Raw genomic sequence first — 14,776 nt, 5'->3', positions numbered from 1 at the left:
GGCGCATTCATGGCAGGCGCAATACTTGGGGTTGTCCCATCAACAAAGAAGTCAGGATTCCGATCTGACCTCCAACCCCCTTCCCAAGTTGTCTGTCCACTGGCGAGACAGCTGCCGATCCCTCTCCCGCCCATCTCTATCGTCCTGCCCCCGCTTTTAGGATCTACCCGAGGACAGACGGAGCCTCCCTAGGAGAGACTGTGCCTCCAGTGGTAAATCACCACCAGCGACGGCGCGCGGTAGACGCCGAAGCGTCTGCATCAGACTCCGTATCCGGTCGGCCGTCGGGGAAGGCCCGCGATCTCACCCGAACGGGCCTAGTCTCACGAGCTCGGTCTCACGTCCCAAACGCGTAGACAGAGAGTCCGTCCGCGAATGTGGTCGTCGTCAGCATGCCTTCTGCGTGCCGTTGCCCGCATTCCGGACGTGATCTCGTGAGGAATTTCGTGCCATCGGCGTGCCACTGCGGGGAGCAAAATCAGCCCCATTGAGCAATGCCTGGAAGTCTTCTAGAAGACATAAACCCCTTGATTTACAAGGGGTTTATGCAGAGTGGGGCGGGCGGGGCTCGAACCCGCGACGACCAGATTATGAGTCCGTTTGTAGCGCGCCGTCAGGTACCCAGACTGTCGCCTTGAAACCTAAGACGTGTGTAACAGGGCTTTCGGTGTCGCTGCCGCCTCCGCCAAAAAGTTCGGCAACCCGGCTTCAGAGACCACGAAACAGCGCGTGAAGGTGGGCGAAGAGTTAAGGCGCACAAGAATCTCGGCGCGTTCAATCTCCTCAACTTCAAGGTTGCTACCTGAGACAAGAAAAGCCCGAAAGAGGCGTCCGCTCGTAACTACGACGGGAAAGACGGCAATGCGCACGATGTCGAAACTGCCTGCCCGGTTGACAGTCAAATCTGCGCCAACACCATGAGCAGCTGAAACGGCTGCCTGCACTGCCTCCCAGGCGGGATCTGTTGCACCTGCTCGACGATCACCCTCACCGGACATCGCGGAAACTATCCCAGTCGAGATGCGGCTCATCCTGAACAGCGTCTGCTCTTTATCGGCGTAGGTATCCAGGTTGGGCACGCCGTCATCAATTCGATCCCCGTACTGATCATGCCGCTCGGTCGCCTTGTAGAGCGACCATTCCAGGCGTCTATACGCGTCGTTATCGACAACGTTGCTATCGAATGCGACCCATGGAAGTGGCTTCGACTTGCACTCAATCACCACTGCGATATTCGCGAAAGCCCCTCTGGTCTGCCCAACCCATTGGACGACGACGTCTGCCTCCCTAATCTTTCCTGTGGTCGGGTCTGTGTAGTACCGCGATTGATCAACCCAGTGCGGAGCGTGCTCCCTGGCGGCCTCTGCAACTCGGAACTCCAGCGGAAATCCAGTTCCCTCCAGCCACGCTCGCACTCTCCCGCGCAAGTCATCATTGACAGCGTTGGGTGAGTCATCAGACTGGTCAGGCATCGATCCCCCGAACTCTTGCTTGTCGCATACATTCGCGCGCTAAGTGGGAAGTATGTTCCCATCCTGCTGCCAACTAGAGGTGGGCTGACGCCTTCTCAATCGTGGCTAAGCAGGTTTCGAAGGTTGGCGGCTCCGTATAGATGAGGCCGAGCGCAGCTTCGTAGGAGACTCGGCCCTGGTCGACGGCCCGTCCATCACGTGCAAAGGCGGGACTGGACGCGAACCCGGCCAGAGGCCGCGGGTGGAATGCCCAGCCGTTACGTTGGGATACGTCAGCGATATCGACCATCAGTTCCTCGATCGACACTTCGCTCAGCCGATCGATCAATCCTTCCGAAGCGAGGAGAGCCTGTACGTCGTAGTAGTGACGGCCGACACGCGCCATTGACGACGAGTCCCCCGCCTCCGCGTCGATTGCTGCAGCGTGCAGCGCGGAGAGCTTCTCGAACAGGGTCCTGATCGGATCAAGGAGCAAGGCCTGTACAGGCTGTTCCTCTTCGAAGGTTCCGGCCTGTCCGGAACTCAGCAGAAACTGACTGATGTAACTGGTCACAGGTCGTACCTGCAGTCCCGGCAGAGTTCCACCCCGCGTGCCCATCTCAAGATAGAGACCTTCGGTTGCCTGGGTTGCCGGGTAACTCGCCGGGTAGAAGAACCGTGCGTTGCGCTTGACGCCTGTGGTCGAGGGCCCGACCTTCACCTGGGAGTCGTCGAGACCAAGGTCCGCCGCTCCTCGACTGATGATCGCCTTCAGCTCTCGATCGATGCGACTGGAGCCGATGGCCTCAGCGGGAACTACGAGGATGTCAACGTCCTCGGAGAATCGCTGAGTGAGACCGAACCCTTTGGACAGGCTCGTCCCACCCTTGAAGACAATCGTGACGTCGGCACTGAAGTTTGTCGGCAGGAACAGTGATCGCAGGAGTTCCACGACCCAGAAGTCCTTCTCCACAAACTCAGCCGGGATCGCGAGCGCGTCCGCAGTTGCGGCGGTGAGGGCCAGAAGATCGTCCGGTCGCTGGCGCAGTCGCACCAGTGACTCCTTCACAGCAACACCCTCTCAGATGCCCACCGGCGGCGGACCGTGCTCGTCTCATGCGCAGCAACTTTGTCGAGCGAATCCAGTCGAATCTGTCCGTCAGTTGTCAGACGCCGGAGGGCTTCAATGAGGGCTTCATCGCCGCCATCGATTCGATCGATCCAGTCCTCGCGGAGGACCTCGAGAACGGCAACTTCGGCAGTGTTCAACAGGACGCGTAGGACATTGCTCCTCTTGGAGACCTGCGCATTGCGAAGGGCAGGTTGGCGCCCCGGTACGGCCACATGCGGAAAAGCCGGAAGCTGAGTTGTAAGCCCAAGGAAGCGCAAGGCGCTCCAGCCAGCCGGACCGGCACCCGGGCCTGCCACTTCCAGAGCGGCGTCGAGGGCGGGCGGGGCCCCGGTGCCGTACCTGCTGTCGACGCCTTTCCAATAGACACCGCGTCCCACGCGCACCAGGGGTCCAGGCTCTGATGCCAGCCTGGACAGGGCCATGTCCACGGCAGAGCTCGATCCGGGGAAGTCGGCGGAACGCACGAAGGAGCCGCGAGGAGCGCTGACGACCCGGTCCCTCACGAGAGCGGCTGTGCTCACGATTCACCTCCGGTGTTAGATTTATGTATAGGCAATCTAACACAAGTCTGACTCCCTCCCGAAAGCCGACTACGCGGAGGGTCTGGAGAAAGGAGGTGGTCTGCTGACGGCGTTAGCACAAGCCAACATTCATAGAGGCACACAAGCACGCATGGGAGCGGGGTTTCCCTCATAGAAGTGGGCAATGTGGGTGGTCAAGTCCCGTCACTTACCCCACGAAAAGTTGTTGCAGCGCAACAATTTTTCGCAATTCGCTCCTCCCCATGTCAGCATAAATGACACAGGGAGGGGCAATTTCATGGCTCGGATAAGGCGCAGGACACGCGGCAATGGTCTCGCTTCGATAGCCGTTCAATGGCAGGACATTCGCGGAAAGCTCCAGTCGGCAATGTTCCAGAAAACGGCCGAGCCGCTGTCCAAAGCCGAACTTCAGATCTTCACTGTGCGCCTTCTTGAGGGACGGGTAGCGGACACCAAGAAACTTGCCTGGCATCTTGAGGCGCTTAGGACGTCTGGAAGCATTCCTGCATAGCCATCAGCTGATCGAGCGGGATCCCTTCTGATGGCTACGCGATCTGGATGCGCTCGTCCCCGTACTCAACCTCGACGTGCAACGTGCCGCCAAGCGCTTCGACGTACTTTCGGAGCGTGTCGACTTGTGAATGTTCGATCTCTCCGTGCTCAATACGAGAGACGCGGTTCTGACTGACATGGAGTAGCGAGGCAAGTTCAACCTGGGTCAGGTTCGATGCCTCGCGCAATTCGCGAAGCCGATAGGCACGCACCTCATCCAGCAAGCGCTTCTTGTGCGCGTCAACTGCAGCGCGATCAACAGGGCGCTCGCGCAACAGATCCTCAAGGCGCTTAGCCATGATGCCCTTCCTTCCGTCGTTCCAGGTGCTCGGTCAAGCGTTCGTCAGCGAGCGGGATATTCGTCCGGTACCACTTCTGCCAGTTCCCAGCCTTGTCTCCGGCCACGAGCAGAATCGCATGGCGATCAGGATCGAAGGCAAACAGCACCCTCAGCTCGGATCGACCGCTGGATCCCGGCCGTAGCTCCTTCATGTTCTTGTGTTGCGAGCCGACCACTGAGTCCACCAGAGGCCTTCCCAGTCCCGGTCCGCGTTCGGCCAGTAACTCCAGAGCAGCGATGACCTGTTCGTAGGACTTCTGGTCCAGTGAAACTAGCCAGTCCTCGACCAGGTCAACTTCCACTTCCCAACGAGCGGTCACGCTACACCCTCTAGGCTATATAGCGCAAGTGTTGTATTCATCCGGAAGACCGCTGCAGTCGCGGAGGTCTGGGCCAGATAGTCGTCCGGTCGCTGGCGCGGTCGCGCCAATGCCTCGTTCACAGCGACACCCTCTCATCTGCCCACCGGCGGCGGGCCAGGCTCGTCTGGCGCGCAGCAACCTCGTCGAGCGAATCCAGTCGAATCTGTCCTTCGGTGTTCAGACGCCGCAGGGCTTCAACGAGAGCTTCGTAGCCGCCATCCGAGAGACGACTAGGCAGATGGCCGGGATAGAGGAGATACTCTGCTGACGGCGTCAGCACGATCAAACATTCATAGAGGCACACAAGCACGCATGGGAGCGGAGTTTCCCTCATAGAAGAGGGCAAAGTGGGTGGTTCAAGTCCCGTCACTCACCCCATTGCACCATCGAATACGCCCCGACGCGCCTGCCCATCAAAGGCGTTTGGATCTCCTTGGCTATCTCGCCGTGTAGGAGCGCTGCAGCCGGAATGACTGCCAGGCATTGGGCACCGCAGGTGCCTGGGCCACCACAGTGCACTCGCCCGCACGCTGGAGTTCCACATTGACGGCCCCGTTGCTCGGGAACCGTAGCCGGCACCGATTGGACCCGGCCGTGATGCGCCAGTTGATGTTCTGGCTGGCACTGGTCACACCCTCGGTCGGGTTCTGCAGTCGGATGGTCCTACCGACCGGGAATCGGCCCGAAGGCGGCGCCGCAAGGGTTGCCTGTTGCTGCCCTGGCACCATCAAGACCGTGTATCCCTGCTGCACAGGGGCATAGCCGGGACCGCCGGTGGTCTTGGCAACCAGGTTGCACTGGCCCGTTCCCGTGTCGATGGTCAGCGTGAGGCCGGTGTTGTTGCACAGACCAGTGTTCACCAGGGTCACCGGTGCACCTGAGAGCGTGGATGCCTGAAAGGTGAAAGTCGTGCCATTGCCACGGGTATAGATGCCATTGGGCGCCCACGGGCCAAATCCTGGCTCGACGAGCGTGATCACGTCCACGGCGGCTGGTCCGGACACGATTTTCACCTGATCAGACGTCGACCCTGAGCGACCGTTGTTGGTCATGTAGTTGACCCCCAGCGTTGCCGAGCCCGCGACGGTGGGCGTCCACAAGAAGGTGGCCGAGCCGTTGACGAAGGGGACCGAGGCCGAGATCGGCGCGCCGTTGAGCGTGAAGCCGGCCGAGCCCTGGGTGTTGGCGGGAACAACGGTTCCCGTGAGCAGAACGGGCACGCCGACAGTCATCGTGCCCGGAGCCGCAAGGGAGATCGTGTTGCCGCTGGGCGTGCCGATGATCACATCAACTGGCGACGTGGATGCCCCGGCTATGCCATCACCGGCATAGCTGGCCTGGAAGGTGAACGTCCCGGCAGACGGCGGTGTCCAGCGCCAGTAGGCGAAGGACTGGCCCTGCACGCTGGTCCACGAAGGGGTCAGTCCCATCGTTGTGATGACTGCGCCATTGACATCGCGCACGACGACCTGCCCGGTCGGTGCATATCCGCTCGGGCTCTGCGACTGGACATTGACCGTGATCAGAGTGGGAACGCCGATCTGGGCGGTATTCGGAGCCGAGATTGCCGTCGTCGTGGGCACGCCACTCACCTGAAGCGCGATGGCGCTGGTCTGACCCAGGCTGCTGCCGTCGGCCGCCGAGAACCAGACCGAGATGCTCATCTGCTGGGGATTGCGCGGGGTGGTCAGCGTCAGGCTCGCCTGTCCACCGACCACGACCACCGGTGTTCCCACCTGAGTTGTGCCGTTCATCAGCGTCCCCGTCACAGTGCCACCGATCAGCGATGGCGCACCGGCGACCTGGAAGCTGACCAACTGTGCGACAAACGCCGTGGAAGGTCCTGAGATCGACCCGGTAGCCGCAGCGGCAGGTCCAGCGACGCCCACTCCAAGCCCCATCAGGACGAGCGCGGAAATGATCAGAGCACGGACGGACAGTCCAAGTGTGCGAGCCGCGCTGTGCATGGCTTGATCCCTTCGATCAGAGTACGTCGATAGTAGCCCGCACTTGCCTCAGCGGCGTGGTGCGATTGGCATGAGCCGGCAGCGTTTCCTGAGCACCATCACGAACAACTGGTTCGTCGTCTCCATAGCGGGCTTGCTGGGCCTGCTGTGTGGTCCATACTTGGCTGATCGATCAGTGTCACGTTTCGCGCCCACCCGATGAGGAGGACGACATGACCATCATTCGCGCCGCTTTGGTCCAGACAAGTTGGACTGGCGACAAAGAGTCAATGATCCGCGCGCACGAGGTCTACGCCCGCGATGCTGCTGCACAGGGCGCGCAGGTCATCTGCTTCCAGGAACTCTTCTACGGGCCCTATTTCTGCCAGGTCCAGGACGCGCAGTACTACGAGTACGCCGAGTCGATCCCGGGGCCAACAACCGAGCGCTTCCAGGCACTTGCCAGAGAACTGGGCCTGGTCATGATCCTGCCGATGTACGAGCAGGAGCAGCCAGGCGTTCTGTACAACACCGCCGCAGTCGTCGATGCCGATGGCACCTACCTCGGCAAATACCGCAAGCACCACATCCCACAGGTCGCCGGATTTCTGGAGAAGTTCTACTTCCGCCCGGGTACCGGCGGCTATCCGGTGTTCGACACTGCAGTCGGCAAGATTGGTGTGTACATCTGCTACGACCGTCACTTCCCCGAAGGATGGCGCGCGCTGGGGCTCAATGGCGCGCAGATCGTCTTCAACCCCTCTGCCACATCTCGTGGCCTATCGCAATACCTCTGGAGCATCGAGCAACCCGCCGCGGCAGTGGCCAACGAGTACTACGTCGGTGCCATTAATCGAGTCGGCATCGAACCCCTCGGTGACGATGACTTCTACGGCCAGTCCTACTTCGTGGATCCTGAAGGCAACTACGTAGGCGACAAGGGCGATCCGTACCAGCCCGAGCTTCTCGTACGTGAACTCGATATGGACCTGCTCGCCGAGGTCCGAAATCGGTGGGCGTTCTACCGCGACCGTCGACCAGATTCCTACGGCGACATAGTCCGGCCATAATCGAAGGGACGCAACGATGACCATCCTCATCAAGAACGGAAGCGTCGTGTCAGCCACCGGCACGAGTGCGGCTGACGTATTGATCGATGGAGAGCGCATCGCCGCGCTCATCCTTCCCGGCGACACTTCGCTGGGAGCAAACCTGGAAGCCGAAGCCGAGCGCGTTATCGATGCTTCCGGCAAGTACGTGATCCCAGGCGGCGTTGACGCACACACCCACATGGAGTTGCCCTTTGGCGGAACCTTCGCCTCGGACACCTTCGAGACCGGGACGCGGGCCGCAGCATGGGGCGGAACCACCACCATCCTCGACTTTGCAGTGCAAAGACAGGGCGAGCGTGTGCAAGACGGATTAGCTGCCTGGCATGCAAAGGCCGCCGGAAACTGCCACATCGACTACGGCTTTCATCAGATCATCGGTGGAGTCGACGACGAGTCGTTGAAGGCCATGGACGAATTGGTCGACGAGGGCATCACGAGCTTCAAGCTCTTCATGGCCTACCCAGGTGTCTTCTACAGCGACGATGGTCAGATCCTGCGAGCAATGCAGTCAGCGGCGCAGAGCGGATCGATGATCATGATGCACGCCGAGAACGGCACTGCCATTGACGTACTCGTCGCCCAGGCACTGGCCGAGGGAAAGACCGATCCCAAGTACCACTCGCTGACGCGACCTTGGGAGACCGAGGCCGAGGCCACCAATCGGGCGATCATGCTCGCGCGTCTGACAGGCGCACCCCTGTACATCGTCCATATGTCTGCCAAGCAAGCCGTGTCTGTTCTTCAGTCAGCCAAGGATGACGCTTGGAATGTGTACGGGGAAACATGCCCGCAGTATTTGTATCTCTCACTTGAGGACCAGCTGGCACAGCCCGGATTCGAAGGTGCCAAGTGGGTGTGCTCGACTCCACTGCGCTCCAAGGCCGAGGAGCATCAGAAGGAGTTGTGGCGCTACTTGCGCACCAACGATCTGTCGATCGTCAGCACAGACCACTGCCCATTCTGCTTCAAGGAACAAAAAGAGCTCGGACTCGGGGACTTCTCAAAGATCCCCAACGGAATCGGTTCGGTCGAGCACCGGATGGACCTGATCTACCAGGGCGTTGTCGACGGGCAGATCAGCATCGAACGCTGGGTGGAAATCACATCGACGACTCCCGCACGCATGTTCGGGCTGTATCCGCAGAAGGGCGTCATCGCGCCAGGATCGGACGCGGACATCGTGATCTACAACCCCACAGGTCGAACCGAGATCGGCTTTCACAAGACCCACCACATGAATATGGACCACTCGGCATGGGAGGGCGTGAACATCGACGGCCATGTCGACACGGTCATCGCTCGAGGTCTGGTGGTCGTTGACGATGATCAGTACTTCGGCGTGAAGGGCCGCGGGAAGTACCTCAAGCGTGGACTCTCGCAGTACCTCATCTGACAATGGACCTTGCAACTGAGAGCGGAGTAACCCACGTGCGAACCATCGATCATTGGATCAACGGCTCACTTGTCACTTCAACTTCTGGCCGCGTGAGTCCGGTGTACAACCCGGCCTTGGGAGTGCAACAGGCCGAAGTAGGGCTGGCCTCCACTGCCGAACTTGACGCCGCAGTCGCGGCAGCCAGCGCCGCGTTCCCTGCGTGGCGGGCAACTTCGCTGTCTCGCCGTGCTGAAGTCATGTTCAAATTCCGCGAGCTCGTGGTCGGTCGTCGCGATGAGATCGCGGAGTTGCTGTCGCTCGAGCATGGCAAGGTTCCCAGCGATGCGGCCGGTGAGCTTGCGCGCGGCATCGAAAACATCGAATTCGCCTGTGGCATCCCGGCGATGTTGAAGGGCGGCTACTCAGAGGGCGTTTCTGGCGGAGTCGATGTGTACTCAATAAAGCAGCCGCTCGGCGTGGTCGCCGGCATCACTCCCTTCAACTTTCCTGCCATGGTCCCGATGTGGATGTTCGCCAATGCAATCGCCACAGGTAACACCTTCGTACTGAAGCCAAGCGAGAAAGATCCCTCGGTCTCCTTGCTGCTCGCAGAGCTGTTGAAGGCAGCGGGGCTTCCCGATGGTGTGTTCAATGTCGTTCAAGGCGACAAGGTCGCAGTTGATCGCATCCTTGAGCATCCAGATATCCAGGCGGTGAGCTTCGTGGGTTCAACGCCTATTGCCAAGTACATCTATGCCACCGGCACCGCGAACGGCAAGAGGGTGCAGGCTTTGGGCGGGGCGAAGAACCACATGGTGGTCCTGCCCGATGCCGACATCAACATGGCAGCCGACGCTGCTGTCAGCGCCGCATATGGCTCTGCCGGCGAGCGGTGCATGGCCATCTCCGTCGTCGTCGCCGTCGGTGGTGTCGGCGACAGGCTCATTGACGCAATCACTGAGCGGCTGCCGAAGCTGAAGGTCGGACCGGGTAGCGATCCCACCTCAGAGATGGGCCCGCTCATCACTGGTGAGCATCGCGACAAGGTCGCGTCCTACCTTGCGAACGCTCCTGAGCAGGGAGCCACGCTCGTGGTCGATGGGCGCGAGGCCGAGTTGCCGGAGAACGGCTTCTTCCTGGGAGTCTCGCTCATCGACCATGTCAGGCCGGGCATGTCCGCCTACGACGACGAGATCTTCGGTCCGGTCCTGGCAATCGTCCGAGTCGACACCTACGACGAAGCCGTGAACCTCATCAACACCCACCAATACGGCAACGGCACAGCAATCTTCACCCGCGATGGCGGGGCCGCTCACGCCTTCCAATATGAGATCAATGTTGGGATGGTCGGCATCAATGTGCCGATCCCGGTGCCAGTCGCGTACTACAGCTTCGGCGGCTGGAAGGCCTCGATCTTCGGGGACAGCAACATCTACGGACCCGCAGGAGTCGAGTTCTACACCCGAACCAAGACCGTCACTTCACGGTGGCCAGATCCCGCGACCTCCACGGTCGACCTCGGCTTCCCGCGCACGCGCTAGTCCACCGGCAAGACCCCGCGAAGGAAAGGCGAATCATGGATATCGGAGTCGTACTGCAGTGCACTCCCCCTGCTGCCCGCGTCATCGACCTTGCCAAGCGTGCAGAGGCATATGGCTTCGGCTACGTCTGGACCTTCGACTCGCACATCCTGTGGGAGGAGCCCAACGTCATCTACAGCAAGATCCTGGACGAGACACGCAAAGTGTTCGTCGGGCCGATGGTGACCAATCCAGCAACCCGCGATATCACCGTGACGGCATCAGTATTCGCAACTCTCAACGAGATGTATGGCAATCGGACAGTGATAGGTATCGGCCGGGGCGATTCCGCGGTGCGGGTGACCAACGGCAAACCGGTCACAGTCGACCACCTCCGGCAGGCCGTCTTGGGCATCAAAGGACTGGTAAATGGGGAGACCATTGAATACAAGGGCAACAGCCTTCGCCTGCCCTGGGCGCATACCAGCCGGGCTGAGATATGGGTGGCGGCCTACGGTCCACGGATGCTGGCTCTGGCTGGCGAGGTCGGCGACGGGTTCATCCTGCAACTCGCTGATCCTTCGATTGCCGAATGGACAATCAAAGCCGTTCGCGACGCCGCCGCGGCCGCAGGCAGGGACCCTGATTCGATCTATATCTGCGTGGCCGCACCGGCATACGTCACCGAGGACATCGAACACGCTCGTGACCAACTGCGCTGGTTCGGCGGGATGGTCGGCAACCACGTAGCAGATATCGTCGAACGATACGGCGAGGACGGAGGTGCAGTTCCTCAAGCTTTGACGGACTACATCAAGGCGCGGCGCGGGTATGACTACAACCAGCATGGCCAGGCAGGCAACGAGCACGCCAACTTCGTCCCCGACGAGATCGTTGACCGCTTCTGCATCATTGGCCCACCTGCCGAGCACATTCGCCGACTCAAAGAGCTGCAAGCCCTCGGCGTCGATCAGTTCGCCGTGTATCTCCAGCACGACGACAACGACCACACCCTCGCGGCGTACGGAGAGAAGATCATCCCTGCCGTGCAGGAACACCTGCACGCGATTGATTGACTGCTTCCCTCATTGCAACAACATCCGTGGCAACGAGGGAAGCAGAGCCATCACATTTTCAGGGAACCAGCTTCGCCTTCGCTGACGCGGTTCATCGAGTGATGGTCGGTGTGCGGGAAGGGCTCTGCGAACTCCTTCATGTTCAACCAGGTTGTCTGGTCGTAGCCGAAGGTGCCATCTCCGACGGTGATGGTCACTTCATACGACGTGCTGCTGGCGTTAGCTGCAAGGTAGGTGTTCTCACCGATCGCATACTTCGGGTCGTCGAGTGAAGCCTTCAACGTGAAGACCTTGGCATCTGCGGTAGTGAACCCGCCAGCCAACACCACAATGCCGCGCGGCACGACGAAGCCCTTCATGACCTCACCGGTGGCCGCATCCCAGAGCCAGTAACCGACCTCGGTATGGAAAGGATTCTCTTCATCGTCACGCCACATGGCTGACTTGTAGTCCAAGCCATACAGCGACTGCGTTCCGTTGTCGACTGGACCAAATGGCTTCATAGTGCACTTCTCACGGTAGGTCGTATCGAAGACAACCTCCGCGCTGTGCTTGAAGGCATGGTCTACGCCACCTTCGCCCTCCCATTCGCCGATGAGTCCGGCTAGTGGTCCCCACTCTTCGTTCATGATCGCTCCCTGATCGGTTGTCGAAGCTTTGCAACAGTTTGCCGAGTACGTGTGCCAGTCATTTTATAGAAGCCAGAGCCGCACATTTCCGCGACTCCACCTAACTAATGGACCGACCTTAGAGGTACTTGATTGCGATCATGCCCCCAATGATGGCAATGACCAGAATCACGATGTAGTGATCGATCCAGGCATCCAGCATTCGCGTCAGGCGCGCGTGGGTCCGCTCGCTGAATCCAAATGTGTTGCGGTAGATATTCACCCGCGTCATCGAGGCGAAGACCATGGTCGTGGTGACTGTCACCAGCAGACACCATGGGCACAGAGCCCCAATGTGGAAGTACGACTCGTAGAGCAACCAGTAGGCGAACACCAGGCCAACGGTGTACATCAACTGCGCAGCGTTCATGAACCAACGCGGGAAGGCCACGCCAGCGATCGAGGCAATGGCCACCGTGATCACTACGGGTTCAGCAATCAGGCCCAGGAAGGCATTCGGAAATCCAAATAGCGAGGCCTGCCATGTCTGCGCCACGACGCTGCAGGAGATGTTCGCGTTGATATCGCAGGAGAAGACCGCATTGGGGTTTGCTGCCAGAGTTATGGCCTCTGCAGAGAGCACCAACGAGGCGATGAGCGAGAGCAAGGATGAGACCAGCATCTCGCTGAATGCCCCGATATGACGCTGAGCTCGCGGCAGTGGGGTGAAGGCATAGGCAGTCGACATTGAGCAAGTATCCCTTGGCAGCAGGAGTCCGGCGGCTACCGGCCTCCTGCATAATCAATGGCATGGCTGCTGCCTCACGACCGCTCACCCAGCCACATGAGGATCGGCTCTCGCCAGCTCATCCTTACTACAGCGAAATCATCCGGCGCCACGCCGCCGCGATGGATCAAGGCCAGGCCGGATATCTGGATCCGGTGTCCGGTCTGTTCGTGATTGCCGCGGCAACCCATCTTCGGCGAGGCAATTGCTGCACCAACGGCTGCCGGCACTGCCCCTATGTCTAGGCGACTAGCTGCCTTCGCGGGCAGTGCAGCTCTCTTCTCGCTTGTGGCGCTGATGCCAGCCACGGCTAGTCCGTCACCAGTGGTGGCCAAGGCCTCCTGGTCGATGGTGGACTTGAGCAAGGACACCAATGGCGATGGCTTCATCGACGGCGACGGCGGCGTGCCGAAGTCGGGCGCACTGACCATGACCCCTTCGGTCGCGATGGTTGGCAGCGGCAATCACATTGCCCAGCCAAATGAGCGACTGATCAATGGCTCACTGTCCTGGTACCTCTCGCCCCAAGGTTTTCCCGTCACTCTCAACGCCTGCAACTCCAAGGCAACGCGCTTCACGTGGTCAGTCACGAATACTGCAAGCGGTGCCGTTCAACAACTCCCAGCTAGGGCTCTGACAGCCAAGGCATGCAAGACGCGCATTACGCTGCCTGAAGGCAATTACCGCTTCGAATTGAAGGTGAGCAACGGGTCGGCTTCAGCCGTCAATGCGATTGACGGCCAGGTGAAGAACATCCTGATGCTGGCACTGGGCGATTCATACGCATCTGGCGAGGGCAACCCGCGCAATGTGGATGCGTGGGTTCAACAAGGCGGCTTGTTCTCAAGTTTCCGACCCTATTGGGATGACACCGACTGCCGGCGCAGCGTTCGCAGCTCACCAGCGCAAGCCGCCCTCGCTCTTGAAAGGGCGTCGGACCAGACTTCGGTCACATTCGTGGACGTCACCTGCAGCGGGGCGACCGTCTCGCAAGGCATCCTCGGACAGCAGACCGGTCAACTGCCATCGCAACTGGCGCAGGCTCGAAGCATCATTGGCGACAGTCCGGTTGACCTGGTCACGCTGTCCATAGGGGGCAACGATGTGGGCTTCGGTTCAATCATCAGCTCATGCCTTATCAACAGCAACTGCCCGCTGGTTCCAGCAAATGCAGGCCCCCTGCGTGCGTTTCCAAGTTTGAACGCAGGCGTCAGCGCCCAAACTGCCAAACTGCCCGGCGCTTACGCATCTATTGCCAAATGCTTCAATGGCAGCAGTTGCGCCAATCCCATCACTCTCGCGCCAAATGCCGCAGTGCTGCCAACCCTGTATCCAGATATCACGAGAAACGCGGCAGGTGGGCCTTGCTCCTATCTCACAATGACGTCGCCGGACTTCGCATGGTCGCGCGACGCCTTGTTGAATCCGACCCCACCACCTGCTGTCAATTACCAGACGACCAACCAGGGAGTGAAGTCGATTCCACTGCCAGCCGGCAACTTGAATCAGCAGATTCAGGCCACGGCGGGCCTCGGTTGGCGCCCAGTCACAGGCACCTGGGCTCGATCCGGGGAGTCGGCAAGCGGCCATGGAATCTGTGCTGGGCAAGGCTCGTGGGTGTTCCCTGCGCAGCTCGGCGTAATGTCCAGCGGCTCCTTTCATCCCAATCCCGAAGGACTGCGACAGATGGCCTCAGCCATCACCGAGGCCGCCAAGGTCGCCCTTGGCTGACTGTTACACTTTCCGCTCCACTACGCACCGCTAGCTCAACTGGCAGAGCAGCTGACTCTTAATCAGCGGGTTGGGGGTTCAAGTCCCTCGCGGTGTACTTTGTGTGATGTCTCGGGACATCGAGGTCAGATGTCTTGAGACATCGTGGACGCTCTCACCTGTTGGTGGGGGCGTTTTTCATTGTTGTTGGTAGTTTTTTGTGGCGTCCAGGGTGAGTTCTTTGATCAGTTCTCCGTCTGTGG

17 protein-coding genes and 1 tRNA gene are annotated in these 14,776 nt (G+C 60.1%); 9 read left to right on the top strand and 9 right to left on the bottom strand.

All coding sequences use genetic code 11. The features are described 5' to 3' along the window. Positions 1-641: 641 nt before the first annotated feature. The 3 genes from Q8M73_05835 to Q8M73_05825 all read right to left on the bottom strand — a co-directional run bounded on the left by Q8M73_05835 (position 642) and on the right by Q8M73_05825 (position 3,104). Positions 642-1,472 carry a hypothetical protein gene (locus Q8M73_05835; GenBank protein MDP2288070.1) on the bottom strand — a complete coding sequence of 277 codons (831 nt, stop codon included), beginning with the start codon at positions 1,470-1,472 and terminating at the stop codon, positions 642-644. 73 nt (positions 1,473-1,545) lie between these two features. After that, entirely contained in the window at positions 1,546-2,505 is a 960-nt protein-coding gene (locus Q8M73_05830) for a nucleotidyl transferase AbiEii/AbiGii toxin family protein (protein ID MDP2288069.1), read from the bottom strand. An 11-nt stretch (positions 2,506-2,516) separates the two neighbouring features. Further along, entirely contained in the window at positions 2,517-3,104 is a 588-nt protein-coding gene (locus Q8M73_05825) for a hypothetical protein (protein MDP2288068.1), read from the bottom strand. Positions 3,105-3,402: 298 nt separating this feature from the next. Here Q8M73_05825 and Q8M73_05820 point away from each other — a divergent pair, with 298 nt between their 5' ends. Beyond that, positions 3,403-3,636: a hypothetical protein gene (locus Q8M73_05820; protein MDP2288067.1), complete on the top strand. Its 234-nt coding sequence runs from the start codon at positions 3,403-3,405 to the stop codon at positions 3,634-3,636. A gap of 34 nt (positions 3,637-3,670) precedes the next feature. Here the strand turns inward: Q8M73_05820 and Q8M73_05815 are convergent, their stop codons facing one another. From Q8M73_05815 to Q8M73_05800, 4 genes are all read right to left on the bottom strand, one after another. After that, positions 3,671-3,976 carry a helix-turn-helix transcriptional regulator gene (locus Q8M73_05815; protein MDP2288066.1) on the bottom strand — a complete coding sequence of 102 codons (306 nt, stop codon included), beginning with the start codon at positions 3,974-3,976 and terminating at the stop codon, positions 3,671-3,673. Continuing rightward, the gene (locus tag Q8M73_05810; GenBank protein MDP2288065.1) at positions 3,969-4,337 is read right to left on the bottom strand and encodes a type II toxin-antitoxin system RelE/ParE family toxin; all 369 of its coding nucleotides are present in this window, start codon (positions 4,335-4,337) and stop codon (positions 3,969-3,971) included. Before Q8M73_05810 ends, Q8M73_05815 begins: the two co-directional genes overlap by 8 nt. 118 nt (positions 4,338-4,455) lie before the next feature. Then, a complete protein-coding gene (locus Q8M73_05805) occupies positions 4,456-4,659 on the bottom strand; it encodes a hypothetical protein (GenBank protein ID MDP2288064.1) in 204 nt (67 codons plus the stop codon). A 157-nt stretch (positions 4,660-4,816) separates the two neighbouring features. Then, the gene (locus Q8M73_05800; GenBank protein ID MDP2288063.1) at positions 4,817-6,346 is read right to left on the bottom strand and encodes a hypothetical protein; all 1,530 of its coding nucleotides are present in this window, start codon (positions 6,344-6,346) and stop codon (positions 4,817-4,819) included. Positions 6,347-6,416: 70 nt separating this feature from the next. Between Q8M73_05800 and Q8M73_05795 the strand changes: the two genes are divergently transcribed. The 5 genes from Q8M73_05795 to Q8M73_05775 are packed head-to-tail and all read left to right on the top strand — an operon-like array spanning position 6,417 to position 11,408. Next, a complete protein-coding gene (locus tag Q8M73_05795; protein MDP2288062.1) occupies positions 6,417-6,548 on the top strand; it encodes a hypothetical protein in 132 nt (43 codons plus the stop codon). Between the two features lie 10 nt (positions 6,549-6,558). Further along, positions 6,559-7,395: a nitrilase-related carbon-nitrogen hydrolase gene (locus tag Q8M73_05790; GenBank protein ID MDP2288061.1), complete on the top strand. Its 837-nt coding sequence runs from the start codon at positions 6,559-6,561 to the stop codon at positions 7,393-7,395. 16 nt (positions 7,396-7,411) lie between these two features. Next, entirely contained in the window at positions 7,412-8,830 is a 1,419-nt protein-coding gene (gene hydA / locus Q8M73_05785; protein ID MDP2288060.1) for a dihydropyrimidinase, read from the top strand. A 2-nt stretch (positions 8,831-8,832) separates the two neighbouring features. After that, positions 8,833-10,353, top strand: a complete 1,521-nt coding sequence (locus Q8M73_05780) for a CoA-acylating methylmalonate-semialdehyde dehydrogenase (protein ID MDP2288059.1) — start codon at positions 8,833-8,835, stop codon at positions 10,351-10,353. A 35-nt stretch (positions 10,354-10,388) separates the two neighbouring features. Next, positions 10,389-11,408 (top strand): TIGR03842 family LLM class F420-dependent oxidoreductase, encoded by a 1,020-nt coding sequence (locus Q8M73_05775; GenBank protein MDP2288058.1) that lies wholly within the window; start codon positions 10,389-10,391, stop codon positions 11,406-11,408. 50 nt (positions 11,409-11,458) lie between these two features. Here the strand turns inward: Q8M73_05775 and Q8M73_05770 are convergent, their stop codons facing one another. Together Q8M73_05770 and Q8M73_05765 are read right to left on the bottom strand one after the other, a co-directional pair. After that, positions 11,459-12,037: a heme-binding beta-barrel domain-containing protein gene (locus Q8M73_05770; GenBank protein ID MDP2288057.1), complete on the bottom strand. Its 579-nt coding sequence runs from the start codon at positions 12,035-12,037 to the stop codon at positions 11,459-11,461. Between the two features lie 118 nt (positions 12,038-12,155). Further along, positions 12,156-12,764 (bottom strand): vitamin K epoxide reductase family protein, encoded by a 609-nt coding sequence (locus Q8M73_05765; protein MDP2288056.1) that lies wholly within the window; start codon positions 12,762-12,764, stop codon positions 12,156-12,158. A gap of 62 nt (positions 12,765-12,826) precedes the next feature. Here Q8M73_05765 and Q8M73_05760 point away from each other — a divergent pair, with 62 nt between their 5' ends. The 3 genes from Q8M73_05760 (at position 12,827) to Q8M73_05750 (ending at position 14,631) form a co-directional block, all read left to right on the top strand. After that, positions 12,827-13,048, top strand: a complete 222-nt coding sequence (locus Q8M73_05760) for a DUF5522 domain-containing protein (GenBank protein ID MDP2288055.1) — start codon at positions 12,827-12,829, stop codon at positions 13,046-13,048. Then, positions 13,041-14,534, top strand: a complete 1,494-nt coding sequence (locus Q8M73_05755) for an SGNH/GDSL hydrolase family protein (GenBank protein MDP2288054.1) — start codon at positions 13,041-13,043, stop codon at positions 14,532-14,534. The genes Q8M73_05760 and Q8M73_05755 overlap by 8 nt, the downstream gene beginning before the upstream one ends. Before the next feature lie 24 nt (positions 14,535-14,558). Continuing rightward, positions 14,559-14,631: transfer RNA gene (locus tag Q8M73_05750), tRNA-Lys, on the top strand. Positions 14,632-14,776: the final 145 nt, after the last annotated feature.

It is taken from the genome of Actinomycetota bacterium, from assembly GCA_030684515.1.
Taxonomy (GTDB): domain Bacteria; phylum Actinomycetota; class Actinomycetes; order S36-B12; family S36-B12; genus UBA11398.
This window is presented reverse-complemented; position numbering and strand designations above follow the sequence as displayed.

What these genes read in the sequence shown, in the direction of transcription:
- Q8M73_05835 (MDP2288070.1), bottom strand. Translation starts at nt 1,472, where the DNA reads ATGCCTGACCAGTCTGATGACTCACCCAACGCTGTCAATGATGACTTG.
- Q8M73_05820 (MDP2288067.1), top strand. Translation starts at nt 3,403, where the DNA reads ATGGCTCGGATAAGGCGCAGGACACGCGGCAATGGTCTCGCTTCGATA.
- Q8M73_05815 (MDP2288066.1), bottom strand. Translation starts at nt 3,976, where the DNA reads ATGGCTAAGCGCCTTGAGGATCTGTTGCGCGAGCGCCCTGTTGATCGC.
- Q8M73_05800 (MDP2288063.1), bottom strand. Translation starts at nt 6,346, where the DNA reads ATGCACAGCGCGGCTCGCACACTTGGACTGTCCGTCCGTGCTCTGATC.
- Q8M73_05795 (MDP2288062.1), top strand. Translation starts at nt 6,417, where the DNA reads ATGAGCCGGCAGCGTTTCCTGAGCACCATCACGAACAACTGGTTCGTC.
- Q8M73_05790 (MDP2288061.1), top strand. Translation starts at nt 6,559, where the DNA reads ATGACCATCATTCGCGCCGCTTTGGTCCAGACAAGTTGGACTGGCGAC.
- hydA (MDP2288060.1), top strand. Translation starts at nt 7,412, where the DNA reads ATGACCATCCTCATCAAGAACGGAAGCGTCGTGTCAGCCACCGGCACG.
- Q8M73_05780 (MDP2288059.1), top strand. Translation starts at nt 8,833, where the DNA reads ATGGACCTTGCAACTGAGAGCGGAGTAACCCACGTGCGAACCATCGAT.
- Q8M73_05775 (MDP2288058.1), top strand. Translation starts at nt 10,389, where the DNA reads ATGGATATCGGAGTCGTACTGCAGTGCACTCCCCCTGCTGCCCGCGTC.
- Q8M73_05770 (MDP2288057.1), bottom strand. Translation starts at nt 12,037, where the DNA reads ATGAACGAAGAGTGGGGACCACTAGCCGGACTCATCGGCGAATGGGAG.
- Q8M73_05765 (MDP2288056.1), bottom strand. Translation starts at nt 12,764, where the DNA reads ATGTCGACTGCCTATGCCTTCACCCCACTGCCGCGAGCTCAGCGTCAT.
- Q8M73_05760 (MDP2288055.1), top strand. Translation starts at nt 12,827, where the DNA reads ATGGCTGCTGCCTCACGACCGCTCACCCAGCCACATGAGGATCGGCTC.
- Q8M73_05755 (MDP2288054.1), top strand. Translation starts at nt 13,041, where the DNA reads ATGTCTAGGCGACTAGCTGCCTTCGCGGGCAGTGCAGCTCTCTTCTCG.